Consider the following 24,195-nt stretch of genomic DNA (forward strand, 5'->3'; position numbering starts at 1 on the left):
AGCTTTTGGTCTTGTATAGAAAGGTGTGTACGTTTTGACTATGAATGAAGAGTTTTTGAAAGCGTGTCGTAAGGAGAAAAATTCACATATTCCTGTATGGTACATGAGACAGGCGGGCCGTTCCCAGCCAGAGTACCGTAAATTGAAAGAGAAGTATTCACTATTTGAAATCACACATAGACCAGAGATGTGCGCTGGCGTTACGAAGCTCCCTGTAGATCAACATGGAGTGGATGCTGCTATTCTTTACAAAGACATTATGTCTCCAGTCCCGGCGATTGGCGTAGATGTAGAGATTAAATCAGGAATCGGACCCGTGATTGATAAGCCCGTACGCACACGCGAAGATGTAGAGCGATTAGGGACGATCAATCCTGAGAAAGACGTACCGTACGTATTAGATACGATCAAAATTTTAAGACAGCAGTTAGAAGTGCCGCTTATCACGTTTGCTGGTGCTCCATTCACCCTTGCGAGCTATATGGTTGAAGGTGGGCCATCTCGTGATTATCATAAAACTAAGCAGCTGATGTACTCTGATCCTGAAAGCTGGTTCATGCTGATGGACAAGCTAGGTGATATGACAATTGCTTATGCAAAAGCGCAGAATGCAGCTGGCGCACAAGCGTTTCAAATTTTTGATTCATGGGTCGGCGCGTTAAATGCAGCGGATTACAGAAAATACATTCAGCCTGTTATGTACAAGATCTTCTCATCACTACGAGAGGAAAATGTTCCTTTGATTCTTTACGGAACAGGTGCAAGACACTTAATCATGGAGTGGAACGAGCTTCCGATTGATGTGATCGGGTTAGATTGGAGATTATCTCCGAGAGAAGCGCGTCAGATGGGTGTAACAAAAGCACTTCAAGGAAACTTGGATCCTTCTATTCTATTGGCGCCATGGGAAGTCATCGAAGCACGTACGAAAGAAATTTTGGATGAAGGTATGGAAGAACCAGGCTTTATCTTCAATGTCGGAAAAGGTATTTTCCCTGAAGTAAACATTGCAACATTAAAGCAACTGACCACCTTTGTTCATGAATATACGTCTAAAAAGCTAGGGTGATAAAGAGTGAGTAACAAGAAAACAGGTCTATTAATCATGGCGTACGGAACGCCAAGAAGTCTTGATGAAGTAGAAAGCTATTACACACATATAAGACGAGGACGTAAGCCTTCTCCTGAACAGCTGCAAGAACTTACAGAACGCTATGAACAGATCGGTGGAATCTCGCCACTTGCTAAGATTACAGAAGAGCAAGCGCAAAAAATTGAAGCAGAGATGAATGAGCGTTATCCCGATCGTGAGTTTAAAAGCTATCTTGGTCTGAAGCATATCGATCCTTTCATTGAAGATGCTGTGCAGCAGATGAAGGAAGATGGAATTGAAGAAGCAGTAACGCTTGTTCTGGCTCCTCATTATTCAACGTTCAGCGTTAAATCATACAACGGACGTGCTGTGGAAGAGTCTGCAAAAATTGGTGGACCATCATTTACGACGATCGACAGCTGGTATGATGAGCCAAAATATGTACAATTTTGGGCTGATGGAATTAAACAAACGTTTAACTCTATTCCAGAGAACGAACACGACAAAACCGTTGTGATCTTCTCTGCACACAGTTTGCCAGAAAAGATCCTTCAAATGGGAGATCCATATCCGACGCAACTTCAGGAAACAGCTGATCTGATCGCGAAAGCAGCGAATGTCCCTCATTATACGATCGGGTGGCAGAGTGCTGGAAACACACCAGAACCTTGGATCGGACCCGATGTGCAAGATCTAACAAGAGATCTTTATAACGAACATGGCTATACTCATTTTATCTATTGTCCTGTAGGTTTTGTGGCGGATCATCTAGAAGTTCTTTATGACAACGATTATGAGTGTAAAGTTGTCACAGATGAGTTGGGCGTGAACTATTATCGTCCTGAGATGCCGAATGCGAAGCCAGAGTTCATCGATTGCTTAGCTACGGTTATTGGAAACGCACTAGCAAAAGAAAGAATGTGAAAGAAATGAACGAGCGAAAGCACGTTATTATACTGGGCGGCGGCATAACAGGTTTAGCCGCTGCCTTTTATGTTCAGAAATATGCGAAGGAAGAGGGCAAAGCGGTCACCTTCACAGTAATTGAAGCGAGCAACCGTCTTGGCGGCAAGATTGATACGATTAACGAAGATGGTTTTGTACTAGAGCGTGGGCCAGATTCCTATCTTGCGAGAAAAACAGTAATGACCGAACTGGTTAAAGATGTTGGTCTAGGTGACGATTTAGTTTCTAATGAAACGGGTCAAGCTTATATTTTGCATAATATGAGGCTTCATCCTATTCCAGAAGGAGCAGTGATGGGCATCCCGACTAAAGTGATGCCGTTCGCGACAACTCCTCTATTTTCTGTTGCTGGAAAGGCAAGAGCGGGATTAGATCTTGTTCTTCCTAAACGAAAAAATGCGGAACAAGATATTTCTGTAGGTCATTTTTTTAGAAGACGACTTGGTGATGAAGTGGTTGATCGGCTGATCGAACCTTTATTATCTGGTATATACGCTGGCAGAATCGATCGACTTAGTCTGCAATCTACGTTTCCGCAGTTTGTAGAAACGGAAAAGAAACATAGAAGTTTAATCTTAGGCATGAAAAAGACGCAACCTAAACAGGAGAAGACTCCGATTTCGAAGAAGAAAAAAGGTGCCTTTTTAACACTTAAAGGAGGATTGTCCTCTTTTATTGAAGCTCTTTCAAAAGCAGTGCCAGAAGAGAATATAAAGACAGGGGTTTCCGTAAGAGCAGTCGAGCGTCTAGAAGATGGTGCATATTCAGTAATAATGGAAGATGGTTCCGTTATGACCGGAGATCACGTTATCGTCACGACACCTTATCCTATTACGAAGAAGCTCTTTGGGGGAACATTGTTTCCTGCAGGTTTTCACGACACAAAGCCAACATCAGTTGCAACTGTTGCGATGAGTTTTAATGAAGAAGACGTGAACTTTAGTCTTGATGGAACAGGTTTTGTCATTGCTAAAAGCGAGAAAACATCCATCACGGCGTGTACGTGGACGAGCCGTAAATGGCCGCACACGACGCCGAAAGGAAAAGTGGTCCTCCGCTGTTATGTAGGGCGTGCAGAAGATCAAGACATCGTTCATCAATCAGATGAAGTTATTTTAGAAAAAGTATTGGATGATCTGAAAAAGATCATGGGTGTTGATTCTCGTCCAGAATTCTACCATGTTTCTCGTATGATTGATTCGATGCCTCAGTATGAAGTTGGGCACAAAGAACAAGTGAAAAAGCTTAGAACGGCGTTTCAAAATGAGTTGCCAGGCGTAAGATTGGCCGGGGCTCCTTATGATGGCGTAGGATTACCAGATTGTGTGAATTCAGCTAAAGTGGCTGTTGATTCCTTGTTCAGCAAATAAATGATAGGGCAACAACTACTCCATTTCAACAAATAATAATTGAATATAATAAAAATTAAACGGCAAATGGATATGTTTGTCGTTTTTTATATTTTCTTGTAGAATGTTTCTGCTATACTGTAGGGAGAAAAAAGGAAGGGGGAAGCGTCGTGCAAGCCTTTGTAGAACCGTTATTTGTAAATATTGCAATCATATTTTCTTTTACACATCTTTTAAACATGTTCTTTCCCCTTCATCCTGGTGTCATCCCAAGCTATAAGAATCAAATCGTCTTTGGTTTGATCAGTGGAGCTGGTGCACTAGTTTGTATGTTGTTTCCGATCGAAACACTGAAGGACTCTTTTTTTGATCTTCGAAATGTTCCAATCATGATTGTTACATTGTATGTTGGCTGGCTACCGGGAGCGATCTGTTCGATAATTGTTGCGATCGCAAGGTTAGCTGTAGGCGGAGAACTAGCGTGGCTTGGTATCGTCTTAATCTCACTAGCATATGTGGTGTGTCTGATCTATCACGGGTTTTTTGATGAAGATAAACGCAGATGGGTTTCTGCGATTTATATTGCTTTGGTTTATACACTATTTTATATGTTGTTCATTCATACATATCTTGATTTTCTGACAATCGATTTTTATCTTGTCTATTTCTCGAGCTTCTTGATCGCATTCTTTTCATGTATCTTTTTAATCGAGAGACTTGTTAAGATAAACATGCAATTAAAGGAAACCGTTTACTTAGATAAGTTAGCGGTTGCAGGCCAAATGGCAGCAGCAATCGCACATGAAGTGAGAAATCCGATGACGACTATTCGTGGAATGATTCAGTTTCTAGGCAGCACGACTACAGATGCTAAGTTGAGAGAACATTCTCCGCTTTTAATCGAGGAACTAGATCGAACGAACAAAATCATCACAGATTATTTGTCTATGGTCAAGCCAGATGTTCCTAAACTCGAGACCGTTCCACTAGAAAAAGTACTAAGAGACGTTATCGCGCTTACTGCACCATACGGAGCGATCAATAACGTGGAGGTCACTGCTAGTCCATTAGGTCCTTACAATGTGTGCATTGATGAACCAAAACTTAAGCAAGGTTTAATAAATATTATCAAAAATGGGATAGAAGCGATCGAAAAAGGAGGAACGATCCACCTGTATCGTTATAAAGTTACAAAAAGAAGTATTACGATCGCGATTGAAGACAATGGTAAAGGTATGACAGAAGAGGAACTCGAACAAATCGGGTTACCATTTTATACAACAAAAGCAAAAGGTACGGGTCTTGGAATGATGGTAACCTATAAATTGATTCAGGATATGGACGGAAAACTTCGGTATGAGAGCGTACTTAATGAAGGTACCCGAGTTCTTTTAACCTTGCAGTTATGTACGAAACGAAATATGGTTAATGGTGAGGAGGTGGGATGATGGATCGCAGAAAAAGTATTTTAGACGCAGCGGAGCGCTCTTTTTCTATGTTTGGTTACAAAGCGAGTACTGTGGATCAGATCGCTAAGATTGCAAACGTTGGAAAAGGAACGATCTATACTTTTTTCGCTAACAAAGAAGAATTATTTTCGGAAATTATCACAAACTTAGTAACAGAGACGAAACTAGCGGCATCTTCTGCTATAAAAGAGGATCGCCCTTTTTACGAGAACTTGCATAATGCACTGTATGAAGTTGTTGAACTTCGTAAAACGCACAAGTTAGCCGTAAAACTCTCTCAGGAAGTGAAAGAATTAAACACTTCACCTGTAACGGAGGCTTTGCAGCGAATTGAAAAAGCAGTTTTGAATTTTGTTCAAAAAGAACTGGACAAGGCGGTAGAAAAAGGCGAGATTAAAAAATGCCATACAGATATTGTGGCGTTTATGATGGTGAAAGTATATATCGCTCTTATTTTCGATTGGGAACGTGATCATGAAGCTCTTCAGAAGGAAAAGATGCTTGAAGTTCTGGAGATGTTTGTAATGGATGGTTTAAGGAAACCATAGTATTGCAGAACCAAGAAAAACGTGTTACATTAAGTTGTGACCAAATTTCTATTTCGGTCATTTTTGAAAAAGTGGACTGTAAGAGTCTCTTTTTTTACCGATAAATGACCAAATGACTAAATTAGTCATTCAGTATTAGGAGGAGTGAACAACTGTGCTAAAAAGTATCGGAGCTCAATTTAAAGCAGTTTTTTCAAATAAAAAAATTGCTGTACCGGTCTTAGCAGTTCTATTTATACCTGTGTTATACAGCGGAATGTTTCTATGGGCGTTCTGGGATCCGTATGACAAGATGGAAGATCTGCCAGTGGCCGTAGTCAATCAAGATGAAGGTTATGAATATAACGGTGAGAACTTAACCGTTGGAGATGAGTTTGTAAAAAAACTCAAAGAGAATCCACAGTTCAAGTGGAAGTTCGTTAGTGAAGAAAAAGCAAAGCAAGGTTTGGAACATAACGATTATTATATGATGATTGAAATTCCTGAGAACTTTTCTGAGGAGGCAACGGCTCTATCAGGAAACTCGAACAAAAAGCCTGAGATTATCTATACACCGAATGCTGGCTTTAACTTTCTTGCAGCACAAATTGGCGGAACAGCTGTCGATAAAATGAAAGAAAGTCTGTCCAATGAATTAACAAAAACATACGCTGAAGTAATGTTCGATCAAGTCGAACAATTGGCTGGTGGATTGGAGAAAGCAGCAGATGGCTCCAATCAAGTAACAGATGGACTAAAAAAAGTAGCTTCTGGTAGTGGTGAGCTAGCTTCTGGGATGGAATCAAAAACACCACAGATCAACGAACTAAAAAATGGAGCAGTCCTTTTTAATTCAAAAATGACTGAGTTCGATAATGGAATCGATAAATTGCTTGCTGCTCATAAACAACTAGCAGATGGACAAGGTCAACTGAGTAACGGAGCACAAGCTCTAAAAGGTGGATTGAGTCAAGCGACAGCAGGTTCTGAAAAGATCAAGAACGGAAGCTTAGCTCTACAAGGCGGGGCATCTAAATTATCGAATGGCGCAAGCACGCTTGCAGGTTCGGTCAATGAGTGGAACGCTGGTGCACAAAAAGCAACAGCAGGTTCAAAGCAACTTGAACAACAATTAAATGCACTGATTCAAAATCAAGGAAACATGACTGACGAGCAGATCGCAGCATCTTTAAAACAGCTTGCGGCAGCTAGTAATGGCATAAATAATGGTTTGGATAGCTTAACTGCAGCAACAGGAAAGATCGCCGGCGGAGCGAACGAACTTTCTGCCGGAGCTAAAAAGCTAAGTGATTCACAAACAGCTTTAGCAAATGGAGCAGAAGAGCTTCATAACGGTCAGCTTAAACTAGTGGGCGGAGTCGATCAACTTGCGAGTGGTCAGGCAAAAGTAAACGAAGGTACGCAGACGTTCCAATCTAAATTAGGGGAAGCGGCTAACGGTAGTCAGCAACTGTTAGGTGCGAGTGGCAAGTTAGCAGATGGAACTTCCACAGTTGCAACAGGCTGGCAAGAAGTTACGGGCCATGTGAAGGAAATTCATAATGGAGAACAAAAGTTGCTTGATGGTAGCGGAAAACTTACCTCTTCATTAAGTGATGCAGCTGACAAAACTGGTGAGCTTGATCCAGACAGTGACATGTTCGAGCGAATTGCTAACCCTGTTTCTGTTAAAACAAAAACCTTTTCTGATGTACCGAACTACGGAACAGGCTTTGCTCCTTACTTCTTATCATTAGGTCTTTTCGTAGGAGCATTATTGATGTCGATCGTATTCCCATTACGTGATAAAGCCGGACACCCGCGTTCAGGATTCAGCTGGTTTGCTGGTAAGTTCACGTTCTTGGCTGTTGTCGGTGTAATTCAAGCACTGATTGCGGATGCGGTATTGATATATGGTCTAGGCATCGAAGTGAGTAACTTAGGAGCATTCCTTGGACTAAGTATCATCACGAGTCTGACTTTCTTAGCACTTATTCAATTACTTGTTACAGTGCTTGGAGATCCAGGACGTTTCGTAGCGATTATCATCTTAATCCTACAACTTACAACGAGTGCGGGAACATTCCCGTTAGAACTTATTCCGAACGGCCTGCAAGGATTCAATGCTTGGCTTCCTATGACATATTCCGTTTCAGGTTTTAAAGCGGTAATCTCAAGCGGAGATATGGAAAGCTTTAGCTTTAATCTATGGATTTTAGTAGGTTTCATGGCGATCTGTATGATTGGTACATGGGCTTACTTTGCAAGTCAGTTTAGAAAGAAGAATACGGAAGATGAAGGTTCAATAGCATAATTTTAGTTAACACCTGAGGGGGCAACATCCCTTCAGGTGTTTTTTGTATGGCAAGACGTAACTAAAAGGTTAGACAAAAAACTTTTAGAAAAGAAGTTTTCAAGCAAGCAAGCAAGGGAAACATAAGGTATGGACATTCTAATGGATGCAGCTTATTTTATGTAAAAAAGGAGAGAACCGAACTTGATAACTTTCAAAAACGTAGGGAAAACGTACCCTGACGGTTTTGAGGCCTTGAAGAATATTGACTTTCAAATTAAAGAAGGGGAGTTAGTAGCATTAATCGGGCCTAGTGGTTGTGGTAAGACAACGACCATGAGAATGATAAACCGTTTGATCGAGCCATCAAAAGGAACGATCCTCATTGATGGAGAAGATATTGCAAATCGAAACCCCGTTGAGCTGAGAAGGAATATTGGATATGTTATTCAACAAATTGGTCTATTGCCTCATATGACGATAGAAGACAACATTTCACTCGTACCTCGTTTAAAAGGGTGGGAAAAAGAAAAGTATGATGGCAAAGTTGATGAATTGTTAGATTTGGTTGGATTAGATCCTAAAACATTTAGAACGCGATATCCTTCTGAGCTAAGCGGTGGTCAACAGCAACGTATTGGTGTTATCCGAGCGCTTGCTGCAGAACCTCCTATCATCTTAATGGACGAACCATTCTCCGCACTTGACCCGATCAGTCGTGAACAGCTGCAAGATGAACTCGTTAAATTGCAAGATACCATTAAGAAAACAATCGTATTCGTTACCCACGATATGGATGAAGCGATTAAAATTGCTGACAAGATCGCAATTTTAAATAAAGGTGAGATCGTTCAGTTCGATACACCAGAAAGAATTCTGCGTCACCCTGCAAACGATTTTGTTAAAGGATTTATTGGAGAGAACAGATTATCTGCTGATGAATCTTCCATGCCAGAAGCGGTAGATCTTATGAGACCGAATCCTGTTACAGCAAAGGTAACGAGAGGACTTGCGGAATCATTAAAAATGATGAAGCGATATGGTGTAGATAGTCTCATGATCACAGACCAGCAAAACAAACTTCTTGGCATAACCACACTCGATAAAATCGAACAGCATTACCCTGAAGAAGACAAGACCATCGGTGATCTCATGGAAAAAGAGATTATTACAGTCGATGTTTCCTCAACGTACACAGAAGTTGCAGAAATCTTCGCAACTCATGGTGTTCATATGATTCCTGTACTTCACAATGGAAAACTTGTTGGATTAATCACACGTGCATCCATGATGCGCGGTTTAGCTGGGTTGAATATTTCCGCACAAAAACCTGTTGAAGGGGGTGCGGGCATTGAATAACTTTTTGATCACGATGAAAGATACGTTTGTTAACAGATGGCCAGAGATTCTTACAGGTCTTCAACAGCATTTATTTTTATCTCTTGTATCAATCTTGATCGCTGCAGTGATCGCTGTACCTCTAGGAATCTTTATTTCAAGAAGAAAAACGGTTGCTGAACCTGTTATTGGGGTTACAGCCATTTTTCAAACGATACCGAGTTTGGCTTTATTCGGATTCTTACTGCCTGTATTCGGAATCGGAAGCACAACAGCAATCATCGCACTAACTGTTTATGCACTTTTGCCTATCCTGCGTAACACATATACAGGGATAACCGGTGTAGATAAATCAGCCGTTGAAGCAGGTAAAGGTATGGGGATGACAAACTCCCAAATTTTACGGATGATCGAACTGCCGTTAGCTCTGCCGATCATCATGGCTGGTCTGCGTACAGCAACCGTATTAACGATTGGTGTAGCTACACTCGCGGCGTTTATTGGAGCAGGTGGACTAGGTGACCTGATCTACCGTGGATTGTCCACAACACGTAATGAGCTTGTCTTGGCAGGAGCGATCCCGGCTGCCTTGCTAGCTATCGTATTTGACTTTATTCTGCGACGCATTGAGTTAGCTACAGAACCTAAGGCTTCAAAGAAACGTGGTTCGTGGAAACTACCAGTCCTTATCGGAGTTCCAGTTGCTGCGCTCGTTCTTTTCTTTGCACTCCGTGGCGGTGGTGAAGAAGATGCAATTGTGATCACAGGTAAGAAGTGGACTGAACAATACATTCTTCCTTATGTAATTTCAGAATATGTGAAAGACAAAACAGATTATCCGGTAATCGTTAAAGAAGCGATCGGTGAGACGCCTATTCTTACAGAAGCAATCAAGAAAGGCGATATCGATCTATATGTTGAATATACCGGAACAGGCTATCTAACGATTTTAAAAGAAAAATATGATCCTAGTATGAAGCCTGAAGAGATTTATGATGCAGTAAAAGAAGGCTATGCGAATGAGTATAACCTTAAGTGGACAAAGCCACTCGGTTTTGAAAACACATATGCGCTAGCGTTAAATCCTGATACGGCGAAACAAGTGAATGTGAAGTCGATCTCTGAACTAGCACCGAAGTCGAACCAGCTTACTTTCGGTGGTCCAACAGAGTTCTTTGAACGTGAGGACGGCTATACGCCTTTTGTTGATACGTATAAGCTAAACTTTAAGGATAAGAAGAGTCTTGATCCGAACTTGATGTATTCTGCTGTTAAAGAAGGTAAGGTGGACGCAATTCCAGCGTACACAACAGATGGAAGAATCGTTCGTTTTAACTTAAAGACGTTGGAAGATGATAAGAAATTCTTCCCTCCGTATTACGCAGTACCAGTTGTTAGGGAAGAGACATTGAAGAAGTATCCGAAGCTTGAAGGTGTCCTCAATGAGCTTGAAGGGAAGATCTCTGAAGAAGATATGGCAGAAATGAACGCTAAAGTGGACCTTGATAAAGAAGATCCTCGGGAAGTAGCGCAAGATTTTCTGAAAAGCAAAGGATTGATTAAATAAAGTAAGAAACTGGACTCTTTATGGGGTCCAGTTTTTTTGTTTGTGGGTGGTTTGAGAGGGGGCAGCAGGGTCAATTAAGTCGTAAAGCTAATGAATTAAGTCGAAAGTGGATCACATTAAGTTGAAACAGAGGTGAATTAAGTCAAAAACTAGACCAATTAAGTCTAAAATCAAAAATAAAGGCGATTCGACATTTACACCCGCCACTTCAAGAGCAAAATAAAAAGCCGGTCCCTCAAAATCAGGAACCGACTATCACTATAATACTTTACTCAAAAACGACTTCGTACGCTCGTGCTGCGTATTACCAAACAATTCAGATGGTACATTTTCTTCAACGATATAACCGCCATCCATGAAGATCACGCGGTCACCCACTTCACGCGCAAAGCCCATCTCGTGCGTTACGACGACCATTGTCATTCCTTCACGCGCTAGGTCTTTCATTACTTCTAGTACTTCACCAACCATCTCTGGATCAAGTGCAGAGGTAGGTTCATCAAAAAGCATTATTTTAGGATCCATCGCAAGTGCACGGGCGATCGCAACACGCTGTTTCTGACCACCGCTTAGCTGAGAAGGATAAGCGTTAGCTTTGTCTTGCAAGCCTACTTTTGCGAGTAACTTCAATGCCTTATCACGAGCTTCCTCTTTATTGGCGCTTTTCACTTTAAGAGGAGCAAGTGTTACGTTTTCTAAGACGGTTTTATGAGGGAAAAGGTTAAACTGCTGAAAAACCATTCCAACATCTTCCCGGATTTTATTGATATTCGTTTTCGGATCTGTGATATCCGTTCCGTTCACGATGACTTGTCCACCAGTGATATCTTCAAGTTTATTGATACAGCGAAGAAATGTACTTTTTCCTGAGCCAGAAGGGCCGATCACGCAAACTACTTCTTGTGCTTTTATTTCTGCATTGATATCCTTCAATACCTCAAGATCACCAAAGGACTTTTTTAAATTTTTTACTGAAATCATGGTCTGGCTCCTTTCAAAGATCAAAACAAAATCGTGTATGTATTTTATCATAAGTTCGGTTGAATCGTAGTATTTCCTGCTTTTCTTGAAATCTTTAATTACAAAACTTTCTGAAAAAAGGATTGACCTGTGAATATTTCGTGAACTATACTCTGATTATGAAAACGATTTCATGATTTCGATTCCACAATTGTTTTAAGAGGAGAATCTGATGGCAACCATTCAAGATGTGGCGAAGAAAGCAGGATTATCCCGCACAACTGTCTCGAGGGTGATCAATGAACATCCATATGTGACAGAAGAAAAGAAACGTCTCGTAACACAGGCGATGCAGGAACTGAATTACGTGCCCAATTCATCAGCAAGACGTTTGAGGCGTCAGCAGACGGAAACAATCGCTGTTTATGTGCCTCGGATCACGAATCCATTTTTCAGTCATCTAGTTGAAGTGATGGAGAAGGAAGCCGCAAAAAAGGGCTACCAGCTTATTTTGTGCCAGACCCGTTATAAAAAAGAGCAAGAGCGTAATTTCTTAGAGCTTTTAAAAACAAAGCAAGTAGATGGTCTGATCTTAACGTCCATAGAAAACGATTGGAGTGAATTTGAACCATACTTATCGTTCGGTCCCATCGTGGTTTGTAACGAATACTCAGACTCTGCTCAAGTACCTTCTGTCTACTTAAACCAGATCGAAGGAAGCTATTTAGGAACGAAGCACTTGATCGACCAAGGCTATACAAAGATCGGGTATTGTACAGGCAACCACAAAAGCTCCAGAGTTTCCAAAGACAGAAAGATCGGATTCTTACAAGCGCTAGATGAAGCGGGAATCATGATGAAGGAAGAGTGGTTCTTTTACAACGCTTATAGTGTGCAAGACGGCTTTGCTGCATTTAAAAAATTGAGTGAGCTGGATGATAAGCCGCAAGCGGTTTTTACCGGTAGTGATGAAGTGGCAGCAGGTATTGCAAAAGCGGCGTTTGACGCGGGCTGGAAAGTACCAGAGGACATTGCTATCATCGGCTTTGATAATCAGCCTTTGGCAGCGTTAATGGATCTGACGACGGTCGAACAGCCGATCGACACCATCGCTAAGCAGGCCATGAATTTGATGGTAGAAGCGATTCAGGCAAAGAAACCTTTAAGTCGAAAAGAAGTGATCCTGCCATTTCAGTTGATCAAACGATCCTCAACGTAACTTTTTGTGGTGAAATGTAATCGTTTACAAAACAGGAGATTAGGGGGAAATACAATGAAGAAGCTAAAGAAATTCTCAAAAGTTATTTCTACTTCACTAGCGTTGTCACTTGTACTTGCAGCTTGTTCGGACAAAGAAGAAGGAAGCAGCAATAGTAACAAATCCGGCGGTGATAAAGACGAAAAAGTAACGATCGTCTATGCACGTGGTAAGGATGATACGCAAGGTACAACAGCAATGGTGGAAGCTTTTAAAAAGAAATACCCTAACATTGATGTGAAGTTTAAAGAGATGCCAGCAGATACAGGTAAGCAGCATGACGCATATGTAACAGCGTTCAACGCTAACTCAGATGAGATCGACGTTATCGATCTCGACGTAATCTGGCCGGCAGAATTTGCACAAGCAGGATTCTTAATGCCTCTAGACCGCTTTATGGAAAAAGACGGGATCAACCCAGATGATTATAACCAAGGTGCGATCACTGCTTCTAAATTTAAAGGAAAGCAGTGGGCCCTACCCAAGTTTATCGATGCGGGAATGCTTTTCTACCGTACAGATTTAGTTGACGCGGGTTCTGTTCCTAAGACGTGGGATGAGCTTTTAGCGAAGGCAAAGGAAACAAAAGGACAAGGTGGAACACAGTTTGGTTACTTGATGCAAGCGAAGCAATATGAAGGTCTTGTATGTAACGCGGTTGAATTCATCGCATCATACGGTGGTCAGATCATCGACGAAAATGGTGATGTGAAAGTTGACTCTCCAGAAGCGATCAAAGGAATCGCTAAACTTGTAGAAGTTGCAAACTCTGATGTTGTTCCGCAAAACGTAACAACGTTTGCTGAGCCAGAATCACACACAGCATTCATCAATGGTCAAGCGGGTCTTATCCGTAACTGGCCTTATCAATTCGCTTTAGCAAATGATGAGAAGCAATCTAAGATCGCAGGAAAAGTGGGAGTAGCTCCACTGCCAGCTGGTGATAAAGGTTCAGCTGCAGCACTTGGAGGCTGGATGGCTGGTATCAACAAAAACACGAAGCATCCTGAAGAAGCATGGAAATTCTTAAGCTTCATGGCTGGTAAAGAGGGACAAAAGATCGACGCGATCAAAGGTGGACACGCACCAACGATTCTTTCTCTTTATGAAGACCAAGAAATTTTAGATGCAAACCCATACTTTAAAGAAGAAGGCTTTGTAAACGCACTTGAAGCAGCAGTATCCCGTCCGGTGGCACCAAACTACCCTGAGATCTCTGACATCATTCAAGTACAAGTTTCTCAAGCTGTAGCGAAAAAGATCACACCAGAACAAGCAGCTAAAAACATGCAAAAAGAAATCTCTGAAAAATTAGTTAAGTAAGCAACGTAAATGGATAAGGGGTGTGCCTTTCTCTTTAGAAAGGCTCCCCTTACTTTTATAATTGGTATCGATTCCACACTCAAAGAGTGAAATGGATGGACGTAACAGCGCCCGTCCGTCGATTGCATTCGAATAGTAAGGAGCTGACACGTTTTGAAACCTGATCTAATGCCTAATAACCAAAAGCAAATAGCACCAAAAACGAAACAAAAGGCGAAGAAAAAGCGTTCTGATCGTTCGCTAGGTTACATGCTGATCGCCCCGTCAATGATCTTGATCTTAATCATTGCTATATGGCCCGTATTTCAATCTTTCTATTACAGCATGTTTGATCTGAGACTGAACAACCCAGCAAAATCTGAAGCGTATGTGTCGTATAAAGTGAATCTGCAAACCTATCTAGATAACTATCCGTTTTTGATCAGCTCACTAGAAGATGAAGTCGATCAAGCGACTGGAAAAACAAAATCAGAACTTGAAGAAATTAAAACTAATCTTGAAAAAGTAGACGCAGAATTAAAATCTGATGAAGAACTTCGTAGCAAGTATGATGAAGTAGATGAAAAGCTGACGGTGATGGAGCCGATTAGTGAAGAGCTCGCTGTTTCTGATTTGGACAAAGACGTAGCGCTCGATTTGGAAAAAGCTGTTACAGACTCTTCTGAACGAATCAGAGAGTTAAAGAGTGAACTGAAAAACCCAGAAGACGTGATCGGACTTTCATCATCATTAAAAGATTCCGTCATTACACCGAACTTTATTGGACTTAAGCATTACAAAGAAAATTTAACAGATAGCCGCATGTGGAAGGCGATTCAAAATACAACTGTCTTTACGGTCATCTCTGTTTTTGCAGAGCTCGTAATCGGTCTCGCGATCGCACTGCTTATCAACAAAGCTTTCTTTGGTAGAGGACTTGTTAGGGCAACCATCCTCATTCCATGGGCGATTCCAACCGCTGTTTCAGCATTTATGTGGAAGTATCTCTATGATGGCCAAAACGGAATCGTAGCAAAAGCTTTTGCGGAGATCGGATTGTTTGATCAGATGACAGATATGTTGACAACAAGCACGGGCGCTATGTTTGCCGTCATTTTCGCAGACGTATGGAAAACGACTCCTTATATGGCACTGTTATTATTAGCGGGACTTCAAACGATTCCGAGTTCACTATATGAAGCAGCAGCGATTGACGGAGCAAGCAAATGGAAGCAGTTCTTAAAGATCACACTGCCTTTGTTAAAGTCTAGCATCCTCGTTGCCTTGTTGTTCCGTACATTAGATGCATTCCGTGTGTTCGACTTAATCTATGTACTCACAGGTGGAGGTCCAGCAAACTCTACAGAAACGATATCCATCCTGGCTTACAAAGTCATGTTTGCACAGACTAATTTTGGTGAAGGTTCGGCGCTGTCGGTTATCGTCTTTGTCTGTGTAGCGATCATCTCTATGATCTACATCAAGTTCCTTGGACGAGACCTTTTAAATGATAGATAAAAACGGAACAGATAAAGGAGTGAATAGGAAATGAACAAAAAAGCTGGCCCAATGTTTTACGTATTCTTAACATTGTTTGTCTTCCTTGTCATGTTTCCGTTTTTATGGGTACTGGCAAGCTCGATCAAACCGGTTGCAGAACTGTTTGGCGACCGTGCGTTCATACCGTTTACAAACAATATGACAGGTGAGAACTATGAATCTGTATTTGTTAACTATCCATTTTTAAAATATTTATGGAACAGCTTAGTCGTTTCAACAATAACTACTGTCTATGCAGTTCTGGTAGCGAGCTTTGCGGCTTATGCAATCGCACGATTAAACTTTAAAGGAAAAACAGTCATCCTTGGATTAGTGTTATCGGTATCCATGTTTCCACAGATTGCAACGATTTCACCGATTTACATCGTATTGAAAAACCTTGGATTAACGAACAGCTATCTAGGATTGATCATTCCGTATACAACCTTTACGTTGCCATTATCCATCTGGCTTCTCGTCACGTTTTTCCGAAAGATCCCGTTCGATCTTGAAGAAGCAGCAAAAATGGACGGGGCATCACCGATGCAAACGTACTGGCGTGTGATCTTGCCTTTAGCGATACCAGGAATTTTCACAACAGCCATTCTTGTATTCATATCAGCGTGGAACGAGTTTCTGTTTGCGTTAACGATCAATACCGATGATGAGTTCAAAACAGTTCCGGTCGGGATCGCGATGTTTGAAGGACAGTTCACGATTCCTTGGGGAGAGGTTACAGCAGCAACCGTTATCGTAACGGTGCCGCTTGTGATCATGGTTCTGCTTTTCCAACGCCGAATCGTGTCGGGACTAACTTCAGGTGCGGTAAAAGAATAGTTTCGAATGTAAACCCTCGCTAAAAAGCGGGGGTTTTTCTGTGTCATCGTTTCAAGATGTGTTCATTCTTATTCAATAAATATATTTATAGATAGGGATTTATTTTCTAATTTGTATTATAGATAAATGACGTCTACAATAGGAATTGTTAAAGAAATAACTTACTTTTTGTTAGGAGGAATTAGACGATGTCTAAACATATATTAATGGTCGTAACTACGGCTGATCACATGAACAACGAACACTCAACAGGATTATGGCTTTCTGAATTTGGTGAAGCTTATGTGGAGTTTGCGAATGCTGGCCACAATATTACAGTAGCAAGCCCTAAGGGTGGAAAAGCGCCTGTAGATGACCGCAGCTTAGAAGGGGAAGTGCCTCAAGAGATACAAGACACAGCTAAATATCTTGAGAACACAATAAAATTAGAAGAAATCAATGAGCTTGATGCTTTTGATGCGATCTTCTTGCCTGGAGGTCATGGAACTATGTTTGACCTTCCAGAAAACACAAAACTGCAAGAGGTTATTCGCGACCTTTATGAGCAAAATAAAGTAGTAGCAGCGGTATGTCATGGACCAGCAGGCCTAGTTGGTGTGAAACTTTCTGACGGTACACCGTTAGTAGCAGGAAAAAAAGTGACTGCATTCACAGATGCTGAAGAAGTAGCAACTACTCTTGATCAATATATGCCTTTCTTGTTAGAAACACGCATGCGTGAACTAGGCGCACAATTTGTTGCTGCTGAAAATTGGTCAGATCATGTACAAAGAGATGGACAACTCATTACGGGTCAAAATCCACAATCTACAGTTTCTGTGGCTAAAGAAGTTTTGAAGCAGTTAGCATAATTATGGATAAACCTGCAGACCTTTATAATAAAAGGTTTGCAGGCTTTATTTTTTGTGAACATTGAAAAGGAATAATTGAGAGGAGAATATAGGATGAAAGCTTTACTTTTGAAAGATCTTAATCAATGGAAAGAAATGAAGGTAGAAGAAATAGACAAGCCAACTGCAGGAAAGGGAGAGGTTGTAGTAAAAATTCATGCGGCTGGACTAAATCCGGTCGATTATAAAACGGCAACTGGAGGGAATCCGAACTGGACGTATCCTCATATTTTAGGGCTTGATGCGGCAGGTACCATACATGAAGTTGGAGAAGGAGTAACGGATTGGAAAATCGGTGATCGTGTAGTGTATCATGGAGATTTTAACAAAAAAGGGGCATACGCTGAATATGGAGTAACAACAGCACATACCATCTCACGTATTCCAGATTCTCTATCATTTGAAGAAGCAGCTGCTCTTCCAACAGCTGGCTATACAGCTTATCAGGCTTTGTTCAGAAAATTACCTATGTCTTCAATCGATACGATTTTGATTCATGCAGGTGCGGGTGGTGTAGGTGGTTTTGCGGTTCAACTCGCAAAAAATGCAGGGAAAACAGTTATCTCCACAGCATCCAAACACAATCATGAGTATGTTCGTTCATTAGGAGCAGATCTTGTGATCGACTATAAAGAAGACGACGTTAAGGAAAAAGTGATGGCATTTACAAATGGTAGAGGTGTTGATGCAGTTCTAGACACAGTTTCTAGAGACAATGCAACTGCATCACTCGACTTGATCGCATACAACGGGCACATCGCACATATTGCCGGCGCTCCGGATTATTTGAAGGTAAAACCATTCACTCGAGTGATCTCATTCCATGAAGTAGCATTAAACGCCATCCATCATAACCAAGACGAAGTGGCAGAACGCGACTTAGCCAAAATGGGTGATGAATTATTGGCACTGGTTGCAGAAAAGAAGGTTTCTCCACTTATTGAACAAGTGATCACACTAGAAGAAGTACCTGAAACTCTTGTAAAACTTTCAGAGAGACATGTTAAAGGCAAGATTGTTTGTAAGATTGTTTAAGGAGATGATTTTTTGACAATTACCATTAACGCAATACTCAAAGCAAATCCAGGTAAAGAGGAAAGTTTGCGCGAAGAATTGATTAAGGTTGTACAAGCATCACGTAATGAAGAAGGTTGTATCAGCTATACACTTCACGAATCTACTGAGGATCCTGAGACTTTTGTTTTTTATGAAAAGTGGCGTGATGAAGATGCGCTTAACAGGCACATTGATTCACAGCACTATAAAGCCTATCGTAAGAATATAGAAACGCTTGTACAGAATAGAGAAGTATACCGCTTAAACGTCATCGACCTATAAAATGACAAACTGCATCGTATCTCTTCCGGAGCGGTGCAGTTTTTTTGATGCTTTTTAGAAGGGAGGAATTTTTTTGATTGATTTTGAATGGTACCGAAGTTTTATCAGCATCTACAAGCATCGTTCCGTTTCTGCGGCTGCAAAAGCTAGAATTTTAACTCAGCCTGCCATGAGTCAGCATCTAGCAGCTTTAGAAGCAGAAATAGGAGAGCCTCTATTTATTCGTGCTCCCCGAAAGATGATACCTACTGACAAAGGAAAAGAGCTGTATACAAAGATTGTTCCGCTTATAGAGAACTTAGAAAATACGACTTTAGAAATGCTTCATAGTTCATCTGGCAATGGACGTGCACCAGTTATCCGAATCGGTTCGCCTGTAGAATATTTTACGATACGAACTCTTCCTAAAATACGAGACTTAAATATTCGTTTTTTATCTCAGTTTGGAGTGGCGGGTACATTACTCGAAAAGCTAGAGAAGGATGAAGTAGATCTTATTCTGACGACTCAAAAAATGCAGCAGCAAGGAATTGAATATCAAAAGCTCGAGGATGAAGTGTTTGTTGCTGTGGTACCGCCATCCTATGAAACGAGTGCCGGGAATGATGCTGTTGAAATTGAACGATGGCTGAACAAACAGAACTGGCTGAGCTATGGATTGGAACTTCCTATCATAAGAAGGTATTGGCGTGACCATTTTAAAAAGCGGCCAGACTTTCAACCTTGTCACGTGATACCTGATCTAAGATCTGTGTTAGAGGGCATTGAAAATGGGTTGGGCATGAGCATACTTCCCACTTATCTAGTTGAAAAATCATTGCAAGAAAATCGTGTGAAGGTATTGTTTCCTGAGCTAACCACAGAGAACACCATCTATGTGGCATATAAAGTAGAACAAAAAAACAACCCTGTATTGGTAAAAGTACTAGAGGCTCTTAAACGCAAAAACTAGTGTAAACAGTAGTGCATTGTGTAGACTAGTAAATAAAAAGGCGGAGGGCTAGAGTTATGAAACTAACGGTCATCGGATATTGGGGTGGTTATCCAGGAACGGGTGAAGCCACATCGGGATACCTTCTTCAGAGCGGAGGATACAATCTGCTTATCGATTGTGGAAGCGGTGTGCTCTCACAATTGCAAAAGTATATACAACCAGAAAAACTAGATGCAGTTGTATTATCACATTATCACGCAGATCATGTGGCTGATGTAGGAGTTCTTCAATACAGTCGTCTCATCCAGTCATTTTTACAAAAAGGAATACAGACGCTTCCAATCTATGGTCACGATAAGGATCAAGATGGTTTTCGCTCGCTCACGCACGGGACAACCACTAAAGGATATGCCTATCATCCAGATGAAGTGTTGAAGGTTGGGCCATTCACGATTACGTTTCAACTGACGAAGCATGCTGCGGTTTGTTATGCGATGCGGATTACGGATGGAAAGCATACGATTGTATATACGGCAGATACTGCGCTCATTCCTGAACTCGTTCCGTTCAGCCGATATGCGGACTTGTTAATCGCAGAATGTAACTTTTACAAAGGGATGGATGGAAGTGGCCCAGGCCACATGACATCAGAAGATTGCGGCAAGCTAGCACATGAGTCTGAAGCTCGTGAACTGCTTCTTACTCACCTTCCTCATTTTGGTCAGTTATCACAGCTTGTCACAGAGGCAAAAGAGGTGTATAACAATAAAGTGGAGCTTGCCTCTTCCGGCTGGACGTGGGGAGCTTAAAGATAGGGACTGAAAGAGGAGAGAAATATGCTTTTTATTGATAATGAAAATATTACAGACCCAAGAGTGAATCTAGCTATAGAAGAGTTCGCTTTAAAACATTTAGACATCAATGAAACGTATTTGCTTTTTTATATAAATGAACCATCGATCATCATCGGTAAGAATCAGAATACCGTTGAAGAGATCAACGCGGATTATGTTCGTGATGAAGGTATTCATGTGGTTCGTCGTTTATCAGGTGGCGGTGCCGTATATCATGATCTCGGAAACTTAAACTTCAGTTTCATCACGAAAGATGACGGTAATTCGTTTCATGATTTTAAGAAGTTTACCGATCCTGTTGTAAAAGCACTGAAAAAACTCGGTGTGAACGCTGAATTAAGTGGACGAAACGATATTTTGGCTGACGGTAAGAAAATTTCCGGAAACGCACAGTTTTCTACAAAAGGCCGTATGTTTAGCCATGGCACTTTGCTTTTTGATTCTGAGATTGAAAATGTAGTTTCTGCCCTAAACGTACGAATGGACAAGATCGAGTCAAAAGGTATCAAGTCTATCCGCAGCCGAGTAACCAATATCCGCGAGCACTTGGATGAAGATATGACGATGGAAGAGTTCAAACAGACGCTATTAACGTATCTCTTTGAAGAGTTCGATTCTATTCCGAAGTATGAACTGACAGAAAGCGATTGGGAAGAAATCCGCAAAATCTCAAGAGAACGTTATGCAAACTGGGATTGGAACTACGGAAAATCACCGAAGTTCAACGTAGAACTCTCAAACCGTTTTGCTGCAGGCTCTGTTGACATCCGTCTGCACATCGTTAAAGGAATCATTCAAGAAAGTAAGATCTTTGGAGATTTCTTCGGTGTAGGTGACGTATCAGATATCGAAAACAAGCTGAACGGTGTTCGTTATGACCGCGAGGCGATCGAAAATGTGTTGGAAGATATTGATTTGACTCATTACTTTGGTAATGTAACGCGTCAGGAGTTTCTGGATTTATTATATTAGGAAGAAAACCGCCTTTTCATGGGCGGTTTTTTGTTGTTTTTATCGTTTATAAGTCTTCAGGTTGAATTATAAGTCTTCAAAAAAATTTATACGTCTTCAAATTTTTTTATAAGTCCTCATCATCAATTTATAGGTCTTCACCATTTCATCCGAAATTGTTTCTCTAAACGGGCTGTTTCAGCACTCAAAATCATTTGACAGAAAATTATTATAAATGATAAGCTGAAACCAAATACATCACACAATAATTAGATAACGGTACAAAAACGTCATATTTTTTTAATCTCAATTGTAATCGCTTACATATTATAAAGGGAGATGAAAGAATGATCCTCCATCCACAAGTGGAATGTATGAGTCGTGATGAAAAAGAAGAGTTGCAGCTTCATCGGCTAAAGCAGACGGTAAAGAGCGTTTATGAGAATGTCCCTTTTTATAAACATGCATTTGATGAAAAAGAAATTCACCCTTCTACGATCGAATCATTAGAAGATCTTCAAAGACTTCCTTTTACCGTAAAAAAAGATCTTCGAGATCATTATCCTTTTGGACTTTTCGCAGTTCCGAACGATCACCTTGTCCGACTGCATGCCTCTTCTGGAACGAGCGGTAAACCAACAGTGGTGGGCTATACAGAAGGAGACATCGAGCGATGGAGTAATATGGTTGCACGTTCTATCGCGATCGCTGGTGGCGAACCTGGTCACGTGCTTCATAATGCATATGGTTATGGTCTGTTTACTGGAGGGCTCGGGCTTCATAACGGATCAGAGCGGCTAGGCATGATTACCGTTCCTGTATCGGGAGGAAACACAGAGCGGCAAATCCTTTTGATCGAAGACTTTAAACCACAGGTGATCTGCGGAACGCCATCTTATATCTTAACCATCGCTGAAAAGATGGAGGAGATGGGAAAAGATCCAAAAGCCACTTCCATTGAATTTGGAATTTTTGGAGCCGAGCCGTGGTCAGAAGAGATGCGTGCAACGCTTGAAGAGAAGCTTGGTATTAAAGCGATGGATATCTATGGATTGAGCGAAGTAATGGGGCCAGGTGTTGCGATGGAATGCCATGAGGCCCAGGATGGCCTTCATATTATGGATGATCATTTTATAGCTGAGATCATTAATCCTGATACGCTTGAACCAATGCCAGATGGTCAGTATGGAGAGCTTGTGTTTACGAGTTTAACGAAGGAAGCTTTTCCGATCATTCGATATCGTACAGGAGATATCGCTTCTATTAATCGAGTACCTTGCAGCTGTGGAAGGACTTCCATACGAATGAGTCGTGTTAAGGGCCGGATCGATGACATGATTATCGTTCGTGGAGTTAACGTGTTTCCATCTGAGATTGAGAATTGTCTTCTTTCGATCGAGGATATTGTCCCTCACTATCAAGTTCATATTTTAACTGAAGGTTTAAAAGAGCATATTGAACTTCATGTAGAGATGACAGAACAACTTTATGCTGTAACAAACGGGGACGAAAATCATGAGGCGTCACATCTTTTAAAGAAGACGATTACCAAAAAAATTAAAGACACATGTCTCGTATCCATGAACATTAAAGTGTATCCACCAAAAGGGATTCCACGTTCTGAAGGGAAGGCGATTCGTGTGGTTAGACAGATACAGAAAAAAATGGGCGTATAATTACTTTTCAATCGTATGACGATAATTTATAATGACGGTAAATAAACGTAACATAATAGGAGGAAAACAACATGACAGTTGGTATGAGTTTTAATCAGCTTAGTGAAGAAGAGAAAATGACACATTTTCTTGATCGGATCAACGCCGGTGAAAAGATTGAACCGGATGATTGGATGCCGGAAGATTATCGCCTGCAGCTGATTCGTTTGATTTCCATGCATGGCATTTCAGAAATTATGGGAGCGCTTCCAGAAAAAGAGTGGGTACCGAAAGCGCCTTCTCTTCACCGTAAACTAGCGATCATGGCAAAAGTTCAGGATGAGATGGGGCACGGACAGCTCTTGCTTCGCGTGGCAGAAGATTTGATGGCACCACTTGGCAAGAACCGCCACGACATCATGGAAGATCTTTTTTCAGGTAAATTAAAGTTTCATAACGTGTTTCATATGGACGCTCCAACATGGGGCGATGCGGGAATCATCGCTTGGCTTGTGGATGGAGCGGCAATTATCTCTCAAAGCATGATGCTTGATTCTTCTTACGGTCCATACGCTAGAGCGTTAAAGCGTATCTGTGCGGAGGAAGTTTTCCATGCGCAACACGGTGAGAGCATCATTTTAGCGATGGCCGAAGGAACTCCGGAACAGCGTGATATGCTGCAGGATTCATTAAACCGCTGGTGGGAATCACTGATCATGTTCTTCGGACCAAAGTCTGCAAAAGAAACTGGAAACTCGAACGCGGATAAGAACATCATGTATAAGATTCGTACAAAAACAAACGAAGACCTTAGACAAGAATTCTTTACAAAATACATTCCGCGCATCTGGTCGCTTGGGTTAACCATTCCAGATGATACGATCCGCTTTGATGAAGATACTCAAATGTGGATTTATAAAGATGCTGACTGGAGCAAGTTCAAGCAGATTGTTTCTGGTAACGGACCACAATCACAGAATCGTTTAGATCTGCGTCGCCGCTCCTATAAAAATAACGAGTGGGTACGCGCGGCACTCGCTGCTAAAAAGGTGATCTAAGAGCGGAAAGGAGAGAA

At 41.3% G+C, this 24,195-nt stretch carries 21 protein-coding genes; 20 read left to right on the forward strand and 1 reads right to left on the reverse strand.

Features of this window, described 5'->3' with window-relative positions; all coding sequences use genetic code 11:
• The first annotated feature begins 40 nt into the window (after positions 1-40).
• The 8 genes from hemE to ABE65_RS03700 all read left to right on the forward strand — a co-directional run bounded on the left by hemE (position 41) and on the right by ABE65_RS03700 (position 10,602).
• On the forward strand, positions 41-1,069 hold the full coding sequence (gene hemE, locus ABE65_RS03665; protein WP_066399711.1) for a uroporphyrinogen decarboxylase: 1,029 nt from the start codon (positions 41-43) through the stop codon (positions 1,067-1,069).
• Positions 1,070-1,075: 6 nt separating this feature from the next.
• Entirely contained in the window at positions 1,076-2,017 is a 942-nt protein-coding gene (hemH, locus tag ABE65_RS03670; RefSeq protein ID WP_066391412.1) for a ferrochelatase, read from the forward strand.
• Between the two features lie 5 nt (positions 2,018-2,022).
• Positions 2,023-3,429, forward strand: a complete 1,407-nt coding sequence (gene hemY, locus ABE65_RS03675; protein WP_066399713.1) for a protoporphyrinogen oxidase — start codon at positions 2,023-2,025, stop codon at positions 3,427-3,429.
• A 149-nt stretch (positions 3,430-3,578) separates the two neighbouring features.
• The gene (locus tag ABE65_RS03680; RefSeq protein WP_066391414.1) at positions 3,579-4,856 is read left to right on the forward strand and encodes an ATP-binding protein; all 1,278 of its coding nucleotides are present in this window, start codon (positions 3,579-3,581) and stop codon (positions 4,854-4,856) included.
• Positions 4,853-5,425 (forward strand): TetR/AcrR family transcriptional regulator, encoded by a 573-nt coding sequence (locus tag ABE65_RS03685; RefSeq protein ID WP_231887848.1) that lies wholly within the window; start codon positions 4,853-4,855, stop codon positions 5,423-5,425. Before ABE65_RS03680 ends, ABE65_RS03685 begins: the two co-directional genes overlap by 4 nt.
• 154 nt (positions 5,426-5,579) lie before the next feature.
• Entirely contained in the window at positions 5,580-7,718 is a 2,139-nt protein-coding gene (locus tag ABE65_RS03690) for a YhgE/Pip domain-containing protein (protein WP_066391418.1), read from the forward strand.
• A gap of 183 nt (positions 7,719-7,901) precedes the next feature.
• Complete coding sequence (locus ABE65_RS03695) at positions 7,902-9,056, forward strand: ABC transporter ATP-binding protein (protein WP_066391419.1); 1,155 nt, start codon at positions 7,902-7,904, stop codon at positions 9,054-9,056.
• The gene (locus ABE65_RS03700; protein WP_419471033.1) at positions 9,040-10,602 is read left to right on the forward strand and encodes a glycine betaine ABC transporter substrate-binding protein; all 1,563 of its coding nucleotides are present in this window, start codon (positions 9,040-9,042) and stop codon (positions 10,600-10,602) included. The genes ABE65_RS03695 and ABE65_RS03700 overlap by 17 nt, the downstream gene beginning before the upstream one ends.
• A 258-nt stretch (positions 10,603-10,860) precedes the next feature.
• On the opposite strand, the gene ABE65_RS03705 is transcribed toward ABE65_RS03700, so the two are convergent.
• Positions 10,861-11,583: an amino acid ABC transporter ATP-binding protein gene (locus ABE65_RS03705; protein WP_066391421.1), complete on the reverse strand. Its 723-nt coding sequence runs from the start codon at positions 11,581-11,583 to the stop codon at positions 10,861-10,863.
• A gap of 211 nt (positions 11,584-11,794) precedes the next feature.
• Between ABE65_RS03705 and ABE65_RS03710 the strand changes: the two genes are divergently transcribed.
• The 12 genes from ABE65_RS03710 to paaA all read left to right on the forward strand — a co-directional run bounded on the left by ABE65_RS03710 (position 11,795) and on the right by paaA (position 24,178).
• Positions 11,795-12,781, forward strand: a complete 987-nt coding sequence (locus tag ABE65_RS03710) for a LacI family DNA-binding transcriptional regulator (protein ID WP_066391423.1) — start codon at positions 11,795-11,797, stop codon at positions 12,779-12,781.
• A 54-nt stretch (positions 12,782-12,835) separates the two neighbouring features.
• Complete coding sequence (locus ABE65_RS03715) at positions 12,836-14,143, forward strand: ABC transporter substrate-binding protein (RefSeq protein WP_066391425.1); 1,308 nt, start codon at positions 12,836-12,838, stop codon at positions 14,141-14,143.
• A gap of 168 nt (positions 14,144-14,311) precedes the next feature.
• Positions 14,312-15,640, forward strand: a complete 1,329-nt coding sequence (locus ABE65_RS03720; RefSeq protein ID WP_066399718.1) for a carbohydrate ABC transporter permease — start codon at positions 14,312-14,314, stop codon at positions 15,638-15,640.
• Between the two features lie 30 nt (positions 15,641-15,670).
• Positions 15,671-16,498 carry a carbohydrate ABC transporter permease gene (locus tag ABE65_RS03725; protein WP_066391426.1) on the forward strand — a complete coding sequence of 276 codons (828 nt, stop codon included), beginning with the start codon at positions 15,671-15,673 and terminating at the stop codon, positions 16,496-16,498.
• A 188-nt stretch (positions 16,499-16,686) separates the two neighbouring features.
• Positions 16,687-17,349, forward strand: a complete 663-nt coding sequence (locus ABE65_RS03730) for a type 1 glutamine amidotransferase domain-containing protein (RefSeq protein WP_066391427.1) — start codon at positions 16,687-16,689, stop codon at positions 17,347-17,349.
• A gap of 93 nt (positions 17,350-17,442) precedes the next feature.
• Positions 17,443-18,423 carry a zinc-binding dehydrogenase gene (locus ABE65_RS03735; protein ID WP_066391428.1) on the forward strand — a complete coding sequence of 327 codons (981 nt, stop codon included), beginning with the start codon at positions 17,443-17,445 and terminating at the stop codon, positions 18,421-18,423.
• Positions 18,424-18,435: 12 nt separating this feature from the next.
• The gene (locus tag ABE65_RS03740) at positions 18,436-18,726 is read left to right on the forward strand and encodes a putative quinol monooxygenase (RefSeq protein WP_066391429.1); all 291 of its coding nucleotides are present in this window, start codon (positions 18,436-18,438) and stop codon (positions 18,724-18,726) included.
• 73 nt (positions 18,727-18,799) lie between these two features.
• A complete protein-coding gene (locus ABE65_RS03745) occupies positions 18,800-19,678 on the forward strand; it encodes a LysR family transcriptional regulator (RefSeq protein WP_066391430.1) in 879 nt (292 codons plus the stop codon).
• Between the two features lie 56 nt (positions 19,679-19,734).
• The gene (locus tag ABE65_RS03750) at positions 19,735-20,469 is read left to right on the forward strand and encodes an MBL fold metallo-hydrolase (RefSeq protein ID WP_066391432.1); all 735 of its coding nucleotides are present in this window, start codon (positions 19,735-19,737) and stop codon (positions 20,467-20,469) included.
• A gap of 27 nt (positions 20,470-20,496) precedes the next feature.
• Entirely contained in the window at positions 20,497-21,486 is a 990-nt protein-coding gene (locus tag ABE65_RS03755; protein WP_066391434.1) for a lipoate--protein ligase, read from the forward strand.
• Between the two features lie 326 nt (positions 21,487-21,812).
• On the forward strand, positions 21,813-23,141 hold the full coding sequence (locus ABE65_RS03760; RefSeq protein ID WP_066391436.1) for a phenylacetate--CoA ligase family protein: 1,329 nt from the start codon (positions 21,813-21,815) through the stop codon (positions 23,139-23,141).
• Positions 23,142-23,212: 71 nt separating this feature from the next.
• The gene (gene paaA / locus ABE65_RS03765; protein ID WP_066391437.1) at positions 23,213-24,178 is read left to right on the forward strand and encodes a 1,2-phenylacetyl-CoA epoxidase subunit PaaA; all 966 of its coding nucleotides are present in this window, start codon (positions 23,213-23,215) and stop codon (positions 24,176-24,178) included.
• Positions 24,179-24,195 lie beyond the last annotated feature (17 nt).

It is taken from the genome of Fictibacillus phosphorivorans, assembly GCF_001629705.1.
In the GTDB taxonomy this organism is placed as follows: domain Bacteria; phylum Bacillota; class Bacilli; order Bacillales; family Fictibacillaceae; genus Fictibacillus; species Fictibacillus phosphorivorans_A.

Bases quoted from the DNA above. Each gene is read 5' to 3' on its own strand.
- ABE65_RS03685 (WP_231887848.1), top strand. From the start codon at position 4,853: ATGATGGATCGCAGAAAAAGTATTTTAGACGCAGCGGAGCGCTCTTTT.
- ABE65_RS03755 (WP_066391434.1), top strand. From the start codon at position 20,497: ATGCTTTTTATTGATAATGAAAATATTACAGACCCAAGAGTGAATCTA.
- ABE65_RS03735 (WP_066391428.1), top strand. From the start codon at position 17,443: ATGAAAGCTTTACTTTTGAAAGATCTTAATCAATGGAAAGAAATGAAG.
- hemE (WP_066399711.1), top strand. From the start codon at position 41: ATGAATGAAGAGTTTTTGAAAGCGTGTCGTAAGGAGAAAAATTCACAT.
- ABE65_RS03705 (WP_066391421.1), bottom strand. From the start codon at position 11,583: ATGATTTCAGTAAAAAATTTAAAAAAGTCCTTTGGTGATCTTGAGGTA.
- ABE65_RS03715 (WP_066391425.1), top strand. From the start codon at position 12,836: ATGAAGAAGCTAAAGAAATTCTCAAAAGTTATTTCTACTTCACTAGCG.
- ABE65_RS03760 (WP_066391436.1), top strand. From the start codon at position 21,813: ATGATCCTCCATCCACAAGTGGAATGTATGAGTCGTGATGAAAAAGAA.
- ABE65_RS03750 (WP_066391432.1), top strand. From the start codon at position 19,735: ATGAAACTAACGGTCATCGGATATTGGGGTGGTTATCCAGGAACGGGT.
- hemY (WP_066399713.1), top strand. From the start codon at position 2,023: ATGAACGAGCGAAAGCACGTTATTATACTGGGCGGCGGCATAACAGGT.
- ABE65_RS03730 (WP_066391427.1), top strand. From the start codon at position 16,687: ATGTCTAAACATATATTAATGGTCGTAACTACGGCTGATCACATGAAC.
- ABE65_RS03725 (WP_066391426.1), top strand. From the start codon at position 15,671: ATGAACAAAAAAGCTGGCCCAATGTTTTACGTATTCTTAACATTGTTT.
- ABE65_RS03720 (WP_066399718.1), top strand. From the start codon at position 14,312: ATGCCTAATAACCAAAAGCAAATAGCACCAAAAACGAAACAAAAGGCG.
- ABE65_RS03710 (WP_066391423.1), top strand. From the start codon at position 11,795: ATGGCAACCATTCAAGATGTGGCGAAGAAAGCAGGATTATCCCGCACA.
- paaA (WP_066391437.1), top strand. From the start codon at position 23,213: ATGACAGTTGGTATGAGTTTTAATCAGCTTAGTGAAGAAGAGAAAATG.